The sequence below is a fragment of the Streptomyces otsuchiensis genome, from assembly GCF_004305975.1.
Taxonomy (GTDB): domain Bacteria; phylum Actinomycetota; class Actinomycetes; order Streptomycetales; family Streptomycetaceae; genus Streptomyces; species Streptomyces otsuchiensis.
The window spans coordinates 1-14,676 of sequence record NZ_BHZI01000040.1 but is presented as its reverse complement, the minus strand read 5'-3'; the positions used below and the strand labels follow the sequence as shown (position 1 = coordinate 14,676).

Genomic DNA, 14,676 nt, shown 5'->3' with positions numbered 1-14,676 from the left:
CCCCGCACCGCTCAGAGCCCCATCGGGCCACCGGCATCAAGGCGGCACGATGGGGCTTCTCTCTGCGTTCACATCAGTGGGAGCCGGGCAGGCGGTCGGGCAACGAGGACGAGAGCGACAGCGGGAGGCGCGATGGACGGGAAGCGGGAGCGGACGCGGGCGCGGCTGGCGGCGGGTGCCGGGGTCACGGCGGTGCGCCGCCCGGTACTCGACGCCAGAGGGCCGGAGTTCGACCTGCACTACGTGCGGACCGGTCCGCGCGGCGGCACGCCCCTGGTGATCGTTCCCGGTGGCCCCGGTCTCGGCTCGGTCCTGTTCTACCGGGCGCTGCGGGCGAAGGCCGCCCGCCAGGGGTTCGACGTGGTGATGATGGAGCACCGGGGTGTGGGCCTGTCCCGGGTCGATCTCCGGGGACGGGATCTGCCCAGGGGGGCCGTGACGGTCACGGCAACGGTGGACGACCTGGCGGCCGTGCTCGACCACGCCGGTATCGAGAAGGCCGTGGTGTACGGCTCGTCCTACGGCAGTTACCTCGCGCAGGGCTTCGGGGTGCGTCATCCCCGCCGGGTGGCATCGATGGTGCTGGACTCCGCCGTGCTCACCGCCCACGACGACGCGGTCTCGCGTGCGGAGATGCGAGCGCGGCTGTGGGTCGGCGACCGGGAGGAGACGGCCGAGGCGGCGCGGGCGCTGCGTGAACTGGTGGAACGCGGGCTCGTCGCTCCGGCGGAGACCGGGTTGGTGGTCCAGGTCGCCTACGAGGCGGGCGGGGCGCCCCTGGTGGAGTCGCTGTGCCGCGCTGTGGCGGAAGGGCGGGGGCGACGCACCTGGCGCTGGCTGACGTCGATCGGCACCGCCGAGGCGACCACGAACCGCCCGTACCTGATGGAGTTCGACCTGGTCGGCACGATCGCGTTCCGGGAGCTGAAGTTCCGGCCGGAGCCGGACGGGCTGCCGCTGGACCCGAACCTCAACTATGTCGATCTCGCCGCGCAGTTCCCCGAGTTCGCGGGCGAGCCCTTCGATCTTCCCGCCGAACTGCCCGGCTTCGACTGGCCGGTCAGCGTCATTTCGGGTGACCAGGAGCTGCGTACGCCGCGTCCGGTGGCGGAGCGGATCATCGGGCTGGTGCCGGACGGTGTGCTGGTCCCGCTCGCCAACCACGGTCACAGCGCGCTGGATTCGCATCCGTTCGCCGCGCTGCGCGTCGCTCGGCTGACCCGGGACGGTCAGCACCGGTTCCTGGTGGGCGAGGCGGCGGCGCTCGGTGCGCTGCGGCGCACGGGACCGATGAATCTACTCGCGCCGCTGGTGCGCGCCCGACTGGCCTCCGAACGGCTGCTTCCTCGCGAACGCAACCAGGACGCCGACCTGGGCGGGGCGTGAACGGCCCACCGAAGCGACGGAGTTGGGGCGGAGCGGGTGCCCCCGCTCAACGGTTCAGCCGGACGGCTGGGTCAGGTGCCGGAAGGCGTCGAGGTTGCGGGTGGACTCCCCGCGCGCGGTACGCCAGGCGTACTCCTTGCGGATCGCGGTGGCGAAGCCCTTCTCCAGCAGCAGGTTGAACGAGCCGTCGGCCTGCTCCAGTACGGCGCCGAGTACCCGGTCGAGTTCGTCGGCGGTGACCGCGGCCAGCGGGAGCTTGCCCGCCAGGTAGATGTCGCCCAGCTGGTCGATCGCGTAAGCCACCCCGAAAAGGCGGGAGTTGCGCTCCAGCAGCCAGCGGTGCACCTCGGCGTGGTTCTCGTCCGGGCGGCGGATCACGAAGGCGTTGACGGAGAGGGAGTGCCGTCCGACGACCAGCGAGCAGGTGGTCGAGAGCTTGCGGGTGCCCGGCAGCTTGATCACGTAGTGGCCGGGTGAGGGGTTCTCCCACTCGACGCCGGGAGTGCCGCCTCCGGAGCCGTCACCCTGCGCGCCGTCACCTGCGGGGCCGTCCGCCTCGCCGTCCGGGGAGGCCAGCGACGCGAGCGCCGACTCGATCGCGCGCACTGCCGCCGCTTGCGGGTCGTCGGTGCCCTCGCCCCCGGCACCGCCGATGCCGCCGCTGCCGCCGCTGTCACCGCGCCCGCTCGCGGATTCCGGTGCGGGCTCGGGCTTCTCGTCGGGTCCAGCCATGATCCCGATCCTACGGGCCGGGCCCGTTCGGCGCGCGACAGTCAGCGCGGCGGTCCGCGGGCGCGGTAGCAGTGGCAAGTACCAATAGCAGTGGTCGGCGCGCGGTGGTCAGCGGGCGATGCGCAGTCCGCCGGGCCGTCCCGGGGGCCGCCCGCCCGCCGGGCTCACCCGGGCGGGCAGACCGGGGTGCCCGGTGTGGTCGGCGAAGCGCCGCTCGGCGATGGCGTCGCTGTAGACGTCGGCGGTGGCCGCCGCGGCGGCGGCCCAGCCGAAGCCGTGGGCGTGCCGGGTCGCGGCTTCCCCCATCAGTTCCGAGCGGCGCGGCTCGTCGGTGAAGCGGCGCAGCGCGCCGGCGAAGGCGACCGGGTCGTGGGTGTCGAGCAGATAGCCGGTCACCCCGTCGCGGACGGCGACCGGCAGGCCGCCGACGGCGGCGGCGATCACCGGGGTGCCGCACGCCTGCGCCTCGACGGCGACCAGGCCGAAGGACTCGCTGTAGGAGGGCATCACCAGCACGCTCGCCGCGCGGTACCAGTCGGCCAACTCGGCCTGGGAGACCGGCGGTCGGAACCACACCAGTTCGCTGATCCCGAGCCGGGCGGCGAGCTTGTGCAGTCGTTCGGGGCGGGTGAGCCCGGTGCCGCTGGGTCCGCCGACCACGGGCACCACCAGGCGTCGCCGCAGCTCCGGTTCGCGCTCGACCAGTTCGGCGACGGCGCGCAGCAGGATGTCCGGTGCCTTCAGCGGCTGTATGCGTCCGGCGAACAGGGGGATCACGGCGTCCGGGGGGAGGCCGAGCCGTCGCCGGGCGGCGGCTCGGCCGTCGGCGGGACGGAACCGTTCGAGGTTGACGCCGGGGTGGACGACGGCGGTGCGCAGCGGGTCCGCGCCGTAGTGGTGGGCGAGTTCCTCTGCCTCTCCGGCGGTGTTGGCGATGAGCCGGTCGGCGGCGTCCACGACCTGCTGCTCGCCGATGATGCGGGCGGCGGGTTCGGGGGTGTCCCCGGCGGCGAGGGCGGCGTTCTTGACCTTGGCCATGGTGTGCATGGTGTGCACCAGGGGCACGCCCCACCGTTCGGCGGCGAGCCAGCCGACGTGGCCGGAGAGCCAGTAGTGGGAGTGGACCAGTTCGTAGTGGCCGGGCCGGTGGCCCGCCCACGCCTGCATCACGCCGTGGGTGAAGGCGCACAGCTGGGCGGGCAGGTCTTCCTTGAGCAGTCCTTCGTAGGGTCCGGCGTCGATGTGGCGCACCAGGACGCCGGGGGCGAGTTCGACGGTGGGTTCCAGCGCGCCGGCGGTGGCGCGGGTGAAGATCTCCACCTCGGTACCGAGGTCGGCGAGCTGGCGTGCCAGCTCCACGATGTAGACGTTCATCCCGCCGGCGTCACCCGTGCCCGGCTGGTGCAGCGGCGACGTGTGCACGCTGAGCACGGCCACCCGACGCGGATGCCGTCCAGAGCGACGGCGGCGCGAGAGCCGGGGAAGGTTCGGCACAAGGACTCCTGATCCGAGGCGGCGACCCTGGAGCGGGCTGCAACGAACAACACCGTGACCCGTCCAGCTCTTCCCCCGCGCACCAAACGTGATCAGAGGCACACCGTGACCGTCCCGTCACCGGCGTCGTGCCGATAGCGGCGAACGGACGGCGGACGGCGGACGGCAGCGAGCGGACGGCGCACGGCGGACGGCGGGCGGCGGCGAGCGCGCGGCGGACGGCGGGCGGCGGGCGGCGGCGAGCGCGCGGCGGACGGCGGGCGGCGGCGAGCGCGCGGCGGACGGCGGCGCCGCGCGAAGGGGCACCACGCACCGGAGGACGGGGCCCGGACGGAGGCGGACAATGGCGCCATGGCTTCTCACGACGGTCCGCGTCAGGACCACGCGCGCCCGGCCTCGTCCGCTGGATCGATCCGGTCCGTGGGCTCGGCAGGCTCGATTCTCTCGATCGGCTCGGCGGGCTCGATCCTGTCCATCGGCTCGGCGGGCTCGATCCTGTCGGTCGGTTCGGCCGGTTCGGTGCTCTCGATCGGCTCGGCCGGCTCGGCGATGTCCCTGTTCTCGGTGGCGTCCTTCCAGTGCGTGGCGTCGGCGCTGTCCGGGCAGTCGGACCGTTCGCTGCTGTCCTGGCAGTCGACGGACGCGCTACGGGGCCGCCGCACGACGGGCGCGCCGCGTCGTGGCGCCCGCGCGGTGTCGCCCGTGCCGCTCGCGGTGGGCGGTCTCGCCGCCGCCGCGTTCGCGGTGCTGGCCGTTCGCGCCGCCACCCGGCCGCGTGGACGGCGGCCCGGGCCGTGGGCTGCCGCCCGCCGGCCGGAGTGAGCTGAAGGCTGCCGGCTGGCTCGGCCGCGGGCCGGACCCGGTCGGTGGAGGCGGTGTCTCACGAACGGGCGAAGCCCGGCGACCCCCGGCCGCCGGGTTCCGTACGACCGTGCTTCTAACGGGAGTTGGCGAACCGCTTGAAGGCGGCCTGCGTCCCCGCCCCGGCGATGCCGTCGATCGCACCGGTGTAGCCGTGATGGGTCTTCAGCATGCACTGCAGCGCCTTGATCGTCTCCGGTCCGACGATTCCGTCACGCGCACCGGTGTAGCCCCAGCCCACGCGCAGCGCGCCCTGCATCGCCATCCAGGTGTTGGGCCCCATCAGCCCGTCGTCCGGGCCCAGGTACGTCCAGTTCAGCATCAGCCAGCGCTGGACCTTCTGCGCCTCGGCGTTGGTCAGACCGAGGTTGACCACCGCGAGCGGCGTGACGCTCTCGCCGGACGGGACCGCCTGCCGCTCGCTCACTGTCGTCGAGGCGTTACCGGCGGAGACCAGGCCGGCGTTGACCGCCACCACCACGGTGAGGACGACACAGGCCCTGGTGACTCTCGTTGATCGCATTCCTGACCCCTGGTTCGGTGCCGAGGGCGGCACGGCACGCCGCCGCGTCCCCCTCGTCGAAGGCCCGCCCGGTTGGGCACGCCGTGTGACCGCTGATGCGCTGGTGAACATTGCAGCGGGCCGGTACACGGGCTGACCAGGGGTTCGCCACCATGTGGCAATGACGGTCAAGGAGTTGGTCGCCGACGGTTCAGGGCCAGGTCACGGGTGTGGGTGGGGGTCCTCCCGTAGTGGCGGGTGTAGGTGCGGGTGAAGACGGTGTGCGAGGTGAAGCCCCGGCGGCGGGCGATGGTGTGGATCGGCGTCCGGGCGTGGGCGAGGCTGCTCAGGTCCCGATGGGCGCGTTCCAGGCGGCGTTGGCGGATGTGCGCGGCCGGGGTGGTGCCCTGCCGCTGGAAGAGGCGCTGGAGTTGGCGGGTGGAGATGTGGTGATGTGCCGCGATCGCCGCCGGCTTGAGGTCGGGGTCGTCGAGGTGCCGCTCGATGAAGGCCCTGACGGCTATGAGCAGGGTGCGTTCGGCGGTTTCGCTGTCGGGAGGCGGCGTGGTGTCGAGGGTGTGGGTGATCAGTCCGGTGATGAGATCGCCCAGGGTGGCGGCGAGTTGGGGGGCATCGGTTTCCTGGTAGGCGTGGTGCTGCTGCTGGAGGTGGGTGAGGAACTGGGCGATCAGGGCGCCGAAGCCGTGGGTGGCGGCCAGGGGGCGGGCCAGTAGCTGATCGACGGGAGCGTCCCGGGGGAGGTCCAGGCGTCGTTTGGGTATCTCGACGCAGTGGCCGATCGCGTAGCGCTCCGGCTGGGTCGCCAGCACGCTGAACGGCCTGGAGGTGTCGGTCAGATAGAGGGTGCCGGGGGTCACGAGGTACTGGCCGGTCGACTGGGTCACGGCCATCGGGCTGCTGCCCGGCCCCACCAGCGCGATGTGGTACAGCTCGGCGTCGGCGCGCCGGATGAGGCGCGGGGTCCGGTGGCACTGGAACGCCTGCATCATCACGGGGAAGGTGTCGACGCCGTCCAGCGGGGTCAGGCGGATGCGGCCCTGGTAGTCCGGGGCCGCATCGCTGGTGAAATCCAGCGGGGAGATGACGGAACTCATCATCTGGTGCCAGTAGTCGAACCGTTCGCGAGGTTCCAGACGAGCTGTGTCGGCCGTGGTGGAGGGGAGCATGGGGAGGTCCTTCGGAGAGCGTGCGGCCGTGTGTCGCGGGTAGCGGACACCTGCTCCTCCGCGGCGGCCCGGGTCTGCCGCAAGCCGCCCGCCACCACCGTGTGTTGTCCGTCGCGCTTCCGGCCGCGACCGCACCTCATCGTGCGCCACGACACTCCGCCCCTCACCGCGCCGAAGAGCACTCCCATGCTCCCCACGCAGGTCAACGGGCACGCTGTGGCGGTCAACACACTCAACCGCCCGCCCGTCACACCCCGGTCAGAGCCCTCCGGGGCAGACCGAAGCGGCCCGGTCCACGAAGCGCCCGGTTCACAGGTCGGCGTGCGGCGCCAGGCGGCGCAGCAGCTGCCGGGCGCGGGTCTCCTCCGCCAGCAGGGCCTCCACCAGCGGCCCGCTGCTCTGCGCCTCCGCCGGGGCGTCCTCGCCCTCGGCGGGCGGGCCGCCGCGCTCGACGTCCTTGAAATACCGCTCGAACGGCCGTGGGTCCGTCGACAGGCCGGGCCCGTCCTCGCTCAGCGCGTCGTGCACGGCCACGTAGCCGACACCGGCGGTGGCCAGCCGCTCTCCTCCCGAGTAGCGCACCGACAGGGCGGGTTCAGGCTCCTCCACGAAGTGCGGGTAGCGCGTCACCACCTCGTGGGTGGCCAGCACCGCCAGCAGCACGTGTTCGGTGCCCACCGTGCGATGCCCCAGCCTCCGCGCCTGCTCCTCCGTCTCGTACCTAATCCAACCAACCGGCATCGCAGCCCAGTTGAGGCTGAACGCCTTGGTGATCCAGCGCTTCCAGAACGTCATCCGACCGTATTGGGCCCGGCCCAGCAGGATCTCGCGGGTTGGGTGCAGCGCGGGCGGGAGGCCGTCGTCCCGCTCCCCGGCATCGCCGTCGAGCCGGGTGAGGACGGCCTGCGGCGAGGTACCGCAGGCGCCGAGCAGTTCGGCCGCGCGATTCTCCCCGCCGTCGAGCAGGGCGCGGAGCAGATGGACGGCGCTCAGCTTCCCGGCCCCCTCGGCGCGGGCCGCCTCGATCGCGGCGCGCAGCGCGCGGGCGGCGTCACCCGTGAAGTAGAGCCCCTTGTCGCCGTCCTCGCCCAGGATGTCGGTCGACTCGACTCTCACCCCGGCGTCGTCGGTGCTGCGCCACTCCTCGCCGCCGTTCAGCTGCGTGCGCAGGACGGCCCCGACGGCGCCGCGGGTCGCCCCCTCCTCGGTCAGCGCCTCGCGGGCCGGGCCCTTCGCCGTCGAGATGCCCGCCAGCAGGTTCTCCGTACCCATGGGCGCCTCCGGCGACGGGCGGCCCGCCCGGGCCGCGCCGAGCACTCCCACGGTCGTCCAGTCCGGTTCCACGATGCGTCACCCTCGTCTCTGTTCTCTGGGCGCACAGTCTCACGCGGCGGGCCGGCCGCGCGCCGCCCTCGAAAGTCGCCGCCCGCAACGACCAAAGGCGCACGAGGTGTTGCCCGGGCCGGCGGCAGGAGCTGTCCGCCCAGGTGGGGATCACAGTCGTCAACCTGTCCGTCCTGAAGAACGGGCGCGCCGAGGCCGCCCGGCTCTCGACGCTCTCGCGGATCTGTGACGTCCTGCGGTGCCGGCCCGGAGACCTGATCACCCACGCCCACACACGGCCGAAGGAGCCCCCCGAACGCAGCTGATGTCACCCGTCGGAGGGTGCGGGCTCAACGGCAGCGGCCGCCGGCAGACGGGGAGACCCGGGCGGACCCGCTGGAGGTGCCGGGGCACAGCTCACCCCCGGGGGTGACATGACCCCCGGGGGTGGGACCCGGACCGAACAGGCGCCGACGGCGCAGGTCAGACGGTCTCGGGGGTGCCGAGCATCGCGGACGCGTGCTGGTAGGAGGTGAGGACGCGGGCGGGCGCAGCCTCGGGGGTGGGCCCGGGGCAGGTGAAGCCGAGCTGGGCCATGGCCCGGAGCACCTCACCGGAGGTGAAGTCACGACGGTCCTGGCCGGTGACGACCTGCCCCACCTGCTTCACGGGGTACCGGCGGCGGCCGATGATCACGCACTCCGCGAGGACGGGCTCGGGCTTGACGCCCTTCATCGCTTCCAGCACACCGGCTTTGGTGAGGTGGAACGGAAAGCGGGCTATGACACAGCGCATGATGCCTCACAGGGAGAAGGACGAAAGGCGACGAGCGGGAAGGGCTCCGCCGAGGGGAAGGGTCGGTCGGCGACGGAAGAGTTCAGCCGGCGAGGACGAGCTCGCGCCGAGCGGGCTCGACGACCGCCGGGCGGTGCCGCGTCCGGAGCAGGGTCACAGCGGCCCTCCGGCAGCGGTAGGTGAGTTTCCTGATCACGCCGGTCAGGCCGCCGCACCGACGGCGGGCTGCCGCACGTTCGGGCGCCGGCCGGCCGCGGCGGGGCGGCGGCGGCCGCGTGAGGCCCCGCTGCGCTGCCGCCGCTCGGACGGCGGCGCGGTGATCGTCACGGGGACACCCGAGGGGTTCCGGGCGCCGGTGATCCGCTGGAGGGCCTGCTCACCGCAGCGGACCTGGGCGGACTGGGGCACGATCCCGGCGTCCGCCATCAGGCGCGTCATGTGCCGGCGCTGGTTGGGGGTCACCAGCGTCACGACGCTGCCGGACTCGCCGGCCCGCGCCGTGCGGCCACCACGGTGCAGATAGTCCTTGTGGTCTGTCGGCGGGTCGACGTTCACGACCAGGTCGAGGTTGTCGACGTGGATGCCGCGCGCCGCGACGTTGGTCGCGACCAGCACCGTGACGTGCCCGGTCTTGAACTGGGCCAGGGTCCGGGTGCGCTGCGACTGCGACTTCCCGCCGTGCAGGGCGGCTGCCCGCACGCCGCTGTTCAGCAGGTCACCGGTCAGCCGGTCGACGGCGTGCTTGGTGTCCAGGAACATGATCACGCGGCCCTCGCGAGCCGCGATCTCCGTCGTCATCCGCGACTTGTCGGCGCCCTGGACGTGCAGCACGTGGTGCTCCATCGTCGTGACCGCGCCGGCCGACGGGTCGACGGAGTGCACGACCGGGTCGCTGAGGTAGCGACGGACCAGGAGGTCGACGTTGCGGTCGAGCGTGGCGGAGAACAGCATCCGCTGGCCGTCGGGGCGCACCTGGTCCAGGAGCGCGGTGACCTGCGGCATGAAGCCCATGTCCGCCATCTGGTCGGCCTCGTCCAGAACGGTGATCGCGACCTGGTCCAGCCGGCAGTCACCCCGGTCGATGAGGTCCTTGAGACGGCCCGGCGTGGCGACGACGACCTCGGCGCCACCGCGCAGCGCGCTGATCTGCCGGCCGATCGACATTCCGCCGACCACGGTGGCCAGCCGCAGCTTCACCGAGCGGGCGTAGGGGGTGAGCGCGTCGGTCACCTGCTGCGCGAGTTCACGGGTAGGCACCAGGACCAGGGCCAGCGGCTGACGCGACACGGCGCGCTGCCCGGCGGTCCTGGCCAGCAGCGCCAGGCCGAAGGCGAGGGTCTTGCCCGAGCCGGTGCGTCCGCGGCCGAGGGCGTCGCGACCCGCGAGGGTGTTCGGCAGCGTCGCGCCCTGGATCGGGAACGGAACCGTCATGCCCTGGGCGGTGAGGGCTGCCAGCAGCCGTTCCGGCAGGTCGAGGTCCGCGAACGACTCGACGGCCGGAAGCGCGGGAGTGATCGTCTCCGGCGGCGCGAACTCGCCCTGGACGCGGGCGGGCCGGCTGCTCTGCCCGCCGCTCGCGCGGCGCGGCCCGCCCTGCCGTCCGGAAGCGGACGGCGCGAAGCGCCGGTTCGCCCCCGTGGCCGTGCCGGAGCCTCCGGCACGGCCACGGCCACGGGAACGGAAAGAGCGGTCACTCGTACGTGTGGGGTTCATTCAGAACCTTCCTTGACACGGCACGCATCAGGGAATTCCCGCAACTGAGGAACAGGGCGTGAATCACAAGTACGAGCCGAAAGAATGCGAAAATGAGTCTGCCCGTGATTTCCCTTGGGGGCACAGGCAATGAAATCTATGGGGCGACACTCGGGTGACTCTCGGTCACGACGGAGCGGTGCGCGAAAAATGCCGGAACTCTCACGCGAAATGGGTCACGAAGAGCGGACGCGCGGGCGGAGTCAGACGGGAACGATGTTCTCGGCGGTCGGGCCCTTGCCGCCCTGCACGAGGTCGAAGGTGACCCGCTCACCTTCGCGCAGCTCGATGACGGCCGGTGCGGTGATGTGGGAGAAGTGGGCGAACACGTCGGCGCCGCCACCGTCCTGCTCGATGAATCCGAACCCTCTGGCCGCGTTGAACCACTTCACACTGCCTGACGCCATTCCATATCTCCTTTGTGGGGCGTAAACCGAGCCCGCACGGCGCGGACATCGGGTCGCCGCGATGACACCCCACCCGGGAAGACCGGAGACAAGAACGCTTCCGACGGCCGCGAGAAAAGCGGCGAAGAAGCTCGAAGTGCTGAGAACCACGACTTGGATCGAAGAGCAACAGTAGCACGTCGGCCGGCTCGGGAAGGGAAATCAATTCACCCAGTCCATGGCGGCAAAAACACTCTCCGCGTGGCGCGCTAAACCCTCATCTCGCGGGAACAGATATCTTCGCCCGAAACGCGATCAGGGCCACGCGGTCGACACCACGCGGCCCTGGGCTCCGCACCCGGCGGTCACACCGGCCCGCGCACCCCGGATACCTCACGAGGCGGCGGAACCGGCTCCGCTCAGGCGGCGGTCGGCGGGTCCGGCGGCGCGGTCGACCGGCGGTACTCGGCGTTGATGCGCTGGGCTTCCTCGAGCTGGTCCTCGAGAACGATGATGCGGCAGGCAGCCTCGATGGGGGTGCCCTGGTCGACGAGCTCACGGGCACGGGCCGCGATGCGCAGCTGGTACCGGGAGTAGCGGCGGTGTCCCCCCTCGGAGCGCAGGGGCGTGATCAGGCGGGCCTCGCCGATGGCCCGGAGAAACCCCTGGGTGGTGCCGAGCATCGCCGCGGCCCGGCCCATCGTGTACGCGGGGTAGTCGTCGTCGTCGAGACGGCCGAAGGAGTCGTCCGCTGTCATCGCACCTCTCTGTGGAACGCGTGGAGGGACCCTGGTGCCGTGCGGCACCAGGGTCCCGAAGGAACTACTACACCTGCCGACTTCGCGAACGCGTCGGCCTTCTGTTTCCACACACCCGATCGGTGTTCCATGGGGTGTGCGGGGATCGCAGCTGCTTGACCGGAGACCACCTCACTCACGATGTCCTGCGGTACCCGGGCTCATACAGTGCCACCCGGGCGATCCTGACGGCGCGTAGCCCCTCCGTTCTCATCCTCGGAAAAACATTGCCAAACGGTACTGCCCACTGCGGGCGGCGCGCATCGCACCACCGCTCACGGCGGCCCCTGATCACTGCGGGCCACCCGGTGCGGTCGCCAGTCCGTCGCCCGTTACTCGGACACTCCGGCTCCGGAACTCGACCACCGCACCGTCATGCGAACTACGTGTAATGCTGCCCGGCAGTTCGTCTCTGCCGGGCCCTTCTCGATCTCGGCTACGAGAGAAACCATACCCACCTCGCATCCCAAAGTCCACCGTGGCCGCGATAGATTTTCGGATGCGTGGTCGCCAGACAGTCGATCTCAGCTGCGAGAGAGGCACGGGGGCCGCGCGTCGCCCGGCCGGGGACCGGAACCGGCGACGCGCGGACGGGGCTGCACGGGACACGAGCCGCCCCGTCCCGTATCAAGGCGAGGCCAGGCACCGGACGCACCCGGCGCCGGCACCGCACCGGACGGACCCCGGAGGCCCCGGCGGCGTCAGGACAGGTCGGGCACCAGTCGCAGCCGGGCGGTCGGCCGGGAGGCACAGGGAGAGGCGGACGCGGCGGAGTCACGCGCAGCGCCCGCGACCGGCCGGTGGACGGGGGCGGCGGACCGCACGGGCTTCGCCGCCTTCGCCGTCTTGGCCGTCTTGGCCGTCTTGGCCGCGTCCGTGGACTTCGCCGCCCGCGCCGCCGGACCGTCGCCCCCGACGTGCACGGCACGCAGCGCACCGCGCGCGGGGCCGAGGGTGACGCCGGCCGGAAGGGTCCGGCGGTGCTCCGCCGACTCCTGGAGCAGACGGGCCGTCAGGCCGCATCCGTGTCGGTCGAGGCGGACTTGGTACAGCTTCTTGCCATCCCGCGTTCCGACAGGCTGGACGTGGAAGGCCATGGGCATGGGGGACTACCTCTCACAGGAACTGATCAACGATCGGCGGTGCCGGCGAACCGGGGGCTCCGCGCCGCGCGGCTGGGCGCGCCGTGGTGTCGCCGGCGACCACGCGGCCAGGGTCCCCGAACGGTCCGACACTGCCGAACGTGCCGCCTGCACCAGGGAGTTACGAAGGCCGAGGTTCGGGGCCCCCGCACTCCGGCACGCGTCCGCGCGACCCGTGGTTCCCCTCGCGCACCCGTGGTCACAGGTGCTGCGTACACCGGTCGGCGGGTGGCGCCGTCGGTGCGGGAGGTCCGCCCGGACACCGCGTCACCCATGATGCGTCGAACACCAGGCAATTGCATGGCGGACCGTGAGGATGTCCACCGAGGGCGGTTGGACACCGGCGGCCACCCGACCCCGTGAGGGGTGTTCTCGCAGTTCAGCGCCGTACGAGGGGTGTCGCGACGACCCATCCGCAGCCCGCCCGGAGCGGTTCGCTCGTCCGTACGACGGGTGAATCACACTCGAACGGCCGGACGGTTCCGGACAGGACCCGAGCGCGGGCCGGACGCGGACCGGCGAACGGGCCGGCCCCAGCCCCAGCGGCGAGCCGGCCACACTCGGCCGAGACCTCCACCGCACGCCAACCGGGTTGGCGACCAAGTCAGTTGGCTCCACCCGCGTAGGCGGCGGCGAACTCCGCCGAGGGCTCGATCGGGGTGATGACATCGGCGAGGACTCCGTCGGGCGCGGCGACGATGAAGTGGCGCTGCCCGAACTCCTCCGACCGGATGTCCAGTTCGGGTGTCAGCCCGCCGTCGGTGACCAGACGCCGGTACTCGGCGTCGACGTCCTCGACCTCGAAGTTGAGCAGCAGACCCCGCACCGGGCGGTCGCGGAAGGCCACGGGGATCGTCGGATGGGTGGCGTCGAGCAGAGCCAGCTCGAACTGCGGGGCGTCGGCCCGGCGCAGACTGACGTACCAGTCGGCCTCGAAGGCCACCTCGTAGCCGAACCAGGTGGTCCAGAAGCGGGTGGCCGAGGCGATCCGGCCGGTGGCGATCACTGGATAGCAGCCGGTGAGCGGTGCGGCCGGAAGGGCCGAGGAGGTAGAAGAGGCGGGTGGGACGGGTGCCGCGGTCATGACATGACTCCTTCTCGCGCGCCGGCCCGGGTGCGGGCCCGACAGTTTCACATACCCGAGGTACGTGAAACGCTATTGGCGTACCCTGGGTATGTCAAACGGGGAGCCACACCGGAAGGGACACGGCATGGGAGTCCGGGCCGAACAGCGGCAGGAGACCAGACGGGCACTGCTCGCGGAAGGGAGGCGACGGTTCGCCGCCGACGGCTACGCCGCCGTCGTCCTCACCGAGGTGGCGCGCGGCGCCGGGGTCACCAAGGGGGCCGCCTACCACCACTTCGACAGCAAGGCCGGGCTCTTCCGCGCTGTGCTGGAGGAGGTACAGCAAGAGGTGGCGGACGAGGTGGTGACCGCCGCCGACACGGAGTCCGAACCGTGGCGGCAACTGATCGCGGGCTGCCGGGCGTTCCTCGCCGCCTCCTCCGCGCCGGGACGCCGCCGGGTCATGCTGGTCGACGGTCCGGCCGCGCTCGGCTGGCAGGAGTGGCGGGCCCTGGACGAGGCCGCCTCCGGACGCCACCTCGCCGAGGCGCTGACCGCGCTGGTGGACGCCGGGGTGATCGCCGACCGCCCGGTCGAACCGCTGACCCGGCTGCTCTCCGGCGCCATGAACGAGGCCGCGATCTGGCTGGCCGACTCCTCCGGCGGTGACGCCGGCCGCGAGGCCAACCTCACCGCCGCCACCACCGCCCTCACCGACCTGCTCTCCGGCCTGCGCCCCTCCCCCTGACCACCCGGACGCGCTAGCTCCGCAGCGCCGCGTCCAGATACTCCTGCACGGGCGCGTACAGACCGTAGGGGACGTGTGCGGCCAGTTCCTCGTGCGTGACCCAGGCCAGCTCGGCGAGTTCCTCGTCGTCCGCGAGGTACGCCGTTCCGGAGACCACCGCGCAGGCGACGTAGCTCATCAGCCGACCCGTCTTCGGGTGGACGCGGCGCCCGAGCGTGGCGACCGGCCGCACCAGCAGGCCGGTCTCCTCACCCGCCTCACGGACGGCCGCCTCCTCGTCGCTCTCGCCGGGCTCGACCTCGCCCGCGGGGAACTGCCAGGACAGCGCCCCCTCCCGGACGCGGCGGCGCACCATGAGGACGGTGGCGTGCTCCACGACGACCGCGGCGGCGATGCCGGGCCGGGCCGGGCGCCCGTCGGCGGAACGGGCGTCGACGGCGGGAGCCCCCACGGCGGGCGGAGCGTCCCGGGCGGGGACCTCCCCCACGGCGGGAGGGGGGGGAGG

The 14,676-nt window shown here is 72.4% G+C and carries 16 protein-coding genes; 4 read left to right on the top strand and 12 right to left on the bottom strand.

What is annotated here, in order from left to right; translation table 11 throughout:
- Positions 1–132 precede the first annotated feature (132 nt).
- Positions 133–1,386 carry an alpha/beta fold hydrolase gene (locus E0D90_RS06240; protein ID WP_130796914.1) on the top strand — a complete coding sequence of 418 codons (1,254 nt, stop codon included), beginning with the start codon at positions 133–135 and terminating at the stop codon, positions 1,384–1,386.
- Between the two features lie 54 nt (positions 1,387–1,440).
- On the opposite strand, the gene E0D90_RS06235 is transcribed toward E0D90_RS06240, so the two are convergent.
- Together E0D90_RS06235 and mshA are read right to left on the bottom strand one after the other, a co-directional pair.
- Positions 1,441–1,962 (bottom strand): type III secretion system chaperone family protein, encoded by a 522-nt coding sequence (locus tag E0D90_RS06235; protein ID WP_130796927.1) that lies wholly within the window; start codon positions 1,960–1,962, stop codon positions 1,441–1,443.
- A gap of 264 nt (positions 1,963–2,226) precedes the next feature.
- Positions 2,227–3,612, bottom strand: coding sequence for a D-inositol-3-phosphate glycosyltransferase (gene mshA, locus E0D90_RS06230; RefSeq protein WP_130796913.1), 1,386 nt, complete (start codon positions 3,610–3,612; stop codon positions 2,227–2,229).
- A 351-nt stretch (positions 3,613–3,963) separates the two neighbouring features.
- Between mshA and E0D90_RS06225 the strand changes: the two genes are divergently transcribed.
- Positions 3,964–4,434: a hypothetical protein gene (locus E0D90_RS06225; RefSeq protein WP_227870024.1), complete on the top strand. Its 471-nt coding sequence runs from the start codon at positions 3,964–3,966 to the stop codon at positions 4,432–4,434.
- 115 nt (positions 4,435–4,549) lie between these two features.
- Here E0D90_RS06225 and E0D90_RS06220 read toward each other — a convergent pair whose 3' ends face one another.
- The 3 genes from E0D90_RS06220 to E0D90_RS06210 all read right to left on the bottom strand — a co-directional run bounded on the left by E0D90_RS06220 (position 4,550) and on the right by E0D90_RS06210 (position 7,434).
- Positions 4,550–4,996, bottom strand: a complete 447-nt coding sequence (locus tag E0D90_RS06220) for a peptidoglycan-binding domain-containing protein (RefSeq protein ID WP_130796912.1) — start codon at positions 4,994–4,996, stop codon at positions 4,550–4,552.
- A gap of 167 nt (positions 4,997–5,163) precedes the next feature.
- Entirely contained in the window at positions 5,164–6,162 is a 999-nt protein-coding gene (locus E0D90_RS06215; RefSeq protein ID WP_130796911.1) for a helix-turn-helix domain-containing protein, read from the bottom strand.
- Between the two features lie 309 nt (positions 6,163–6,471).
- Positions 6,472–7,434 (bottom strand): Clp protease N-terminal domain-containing protein, encoded by a 963-nt coding sequence (locus E0D90_RS06210; RefSeq protein ID WP_130796910.1) that lies wholly within the window; start codon positions 7,432–7,434, stop codon positions 6,472–6,474.
- A gap of 203 nt (positions 7,435–7,637) precedes the next feature.
- Between E0D90_RS06210 and E0D90_RS06205 the strand changes: the two genes are divergently transcribed.
- Positions 7,638–7,811, top strand: coding sequence for a helix-turn-helix domain-containing protein (locus E0D90_RS06205; protein ID WP_130796909.1), 174 nt, complete (start codon positions 7,638–7,640; stop codon positions 7,809–7,811).
- 157 nt (positions 7,812–7,968) lie between these two features.
- Here E0D90_RS06205 and E0D90_RS06200 read toward each other — a convergent pair whose 3' ends face one another.
- From E0D90_RS06200 to E0D90_RS06175, 6 genes are all read right to left on the bottom strand, one after another.
- Complete coding sequence (locus E0D90_RS06200; protein ID WP_103503114.1) at positions 7,969–8,280, bottom strand: SCO5918 family protein; 312 nt, start codon at positions 8,278–8,280, stop codon at positions 7,969–7,971.
- 201 nt (positions 8,281–8,481) lie between these two features.
- Complete coding sequence (locus E0D90_RS06195) at positions 8,482–9,993, bottom strand: DEAD/DEAH box helicase (protein ID WP_130796908.1); 1,512 nt, start codon at positions 9,991–9,993, stop codon at positions 8,482–8,484.
- Between the two features lie 242 nt (positions 9,994–10,235).
- Complete coding sequence (locus tag E0D90_RS06190) at positions 10,236–10,439, bottom strand: cold-shock protein (protein ID WP_103500721.1); 204 nt, start codon at positions 10,437–10,439, stop codon at positions 10,236–10,238.
- Between the two features lie 398 nt (positions 10,440–10,837).
- Complete coding sequence (locus E0D90_RS06185) at positions 10,838–11,176, bottom strand: MerR family transcriptional regulator (protein ID WP_103500720.1); 339 nt, start codon at positions 11,174–11,176, stop codon at positions 10,838–10,840.
- 740 nt (positions 11,177–11,916) lie between these two features.
- Positions 11,917–12,318: a hypothetical protein gene (locus E0D90_RS06180; protein WP_130796907.1), complete on the bottom strand. Its 402-nt coding sequence runs from the start codon at positions 12,316–12,318 to the stop codon at positions 11,917–11,919.
- 643 nt (positions 12,319–12,961) lie between these two features.
- The gene (locus tag E0D90_RS06175; RefSeq protein WP_130796906.1) at positions 12,962–13,441 is read right to left on the bottom strand and encodes a VOC family protein; all 480 of its coding nucleotides are present in this window, start codon (positions 13,439–13,441) and stop codon (positions 12,962–12,964) included.
- A gap of 127 nt (positions 13,442–13,568) precedes the next feature.
- On the opposite strand from E0D90_RS06175, the gene E0D90_RS06170 reads away from it, so the two are divergent.
- Positions 13,569–14,171 carry a TetR/AcrR family transcriptional regulator gene (locus E0D90_RS06170; RefSeq protein WP_130796905.1) on the top strand — a complete coding sequence of 201 codons (603 nt, stop codon included), beginning with the start codon at positions 13,569–13,571 and terminating at the stop codon, positions 14,169–14,171.
- A gap of 13 nt (positions 14,172–14,184) precedes the next feature.
- Here E0D90_RS06170 and E0D90_RS06165 read toward each other — a convergent pair whose 3' ends face one another.
- Positions 14,185–14,622, bottom strand: coding sequence for an NUDIX hydrolase (locus E0D90_RS06165; RefSeq protein WP_227870025.1), 438 nt, complete (start codon positions 14,620–14,622; stop codon positions 14,185–14,187).
- Positions 14,623–14,676 lie beyond the last annotated feature (54 nt).

Bases quoted from the DNA above. Each gene is read 5' to 3' on its own strand.
- E0D90_RS06240 (WP_130796914.1), top strand. From the start codon at position 133: ATGGACGGGAAGCGGGAGCGGACGCGGGCGCGGCTGGCGGCGGGTGCC.
- E0D90_RS06190 (WP_103500721.1), bottom strand. From the start codon at position 10,439: ATGGCGTCAGGCAGTGTGAAGTGGTTCAACGCGGCCAGAGGGTTCGGA.
- E0D90_RS06210 (WP_130796910.1), bottom strand. From the start codon at position 7,434: ATGGGTACGGAGAACCTGCTGGCGGGCATCTCGACGGCGAAGGGCCCG.
- E0D90_RS06225 (WP_227870024.1), top strand. From the start codon at position 3,964: ATGGCTTCTCACGACGGTCCGCGTCAGGACCACGCGCGCCCGGCCTCG.
- E0D90_RS06195 (WP_130796908.1), bottom strand. From the start codon at position 9,993: ATGAACCCCACACGTACGAGTGACCGCTCTTTCCGTTCCCGTGGCCGT.
- E0D90_RS06185 (WP_103500720.1), bottom strand. From the start codon at position 11,176: ATGACAGCGGACGACTCCTTCGGCCGTCTCGACGACGACGACTACCCC.
- E0D90_RS06215 (WP_130796911.1), bottom strand. From the start codon at position 6,162: ATGCTCCCCTCCACCACGGCCGACACAGCTCGTCTGGAACCTCGCGAA.
- E0D90_RS06180 (WP_130796907.1), bottom strand. From the start codon at position 12,318: ATGCCCATGGCCTTCCACGTCCAGCCTGTCGGAACGCGGGATGGCAAG.
- E0D90_RS06220 (WP_130796912.1), bottom strand. From the start codon at position 4,996: ATGCGATCAACGAGAGTCACCAGGGCCTGTGTCGTCCTCACCGTGGTG.
- E0D90_RS06170 (WP_130796905.1), top strand. From the start codon at position 13,569: ATGGGAGTCCGGGCCGAACAGCGGCAGGAGACCAGACGGGCACTGCTC.
- E0D90_RS06200 (WP_103503114.1), bottom strand. From the start codon at position 8,280: ATGCGCTGTGTCATAGCCCGCTTTCCGTTCCACCTCACCAAAGCCGGT.
- E0D90_RS06175 (WP_130796906.1), bottom strand. From the start codon at position 13,441: ATGACCGCGGCACCCGTCCCACCCGCCTCTTCTACCTCCTCGGCCCTT.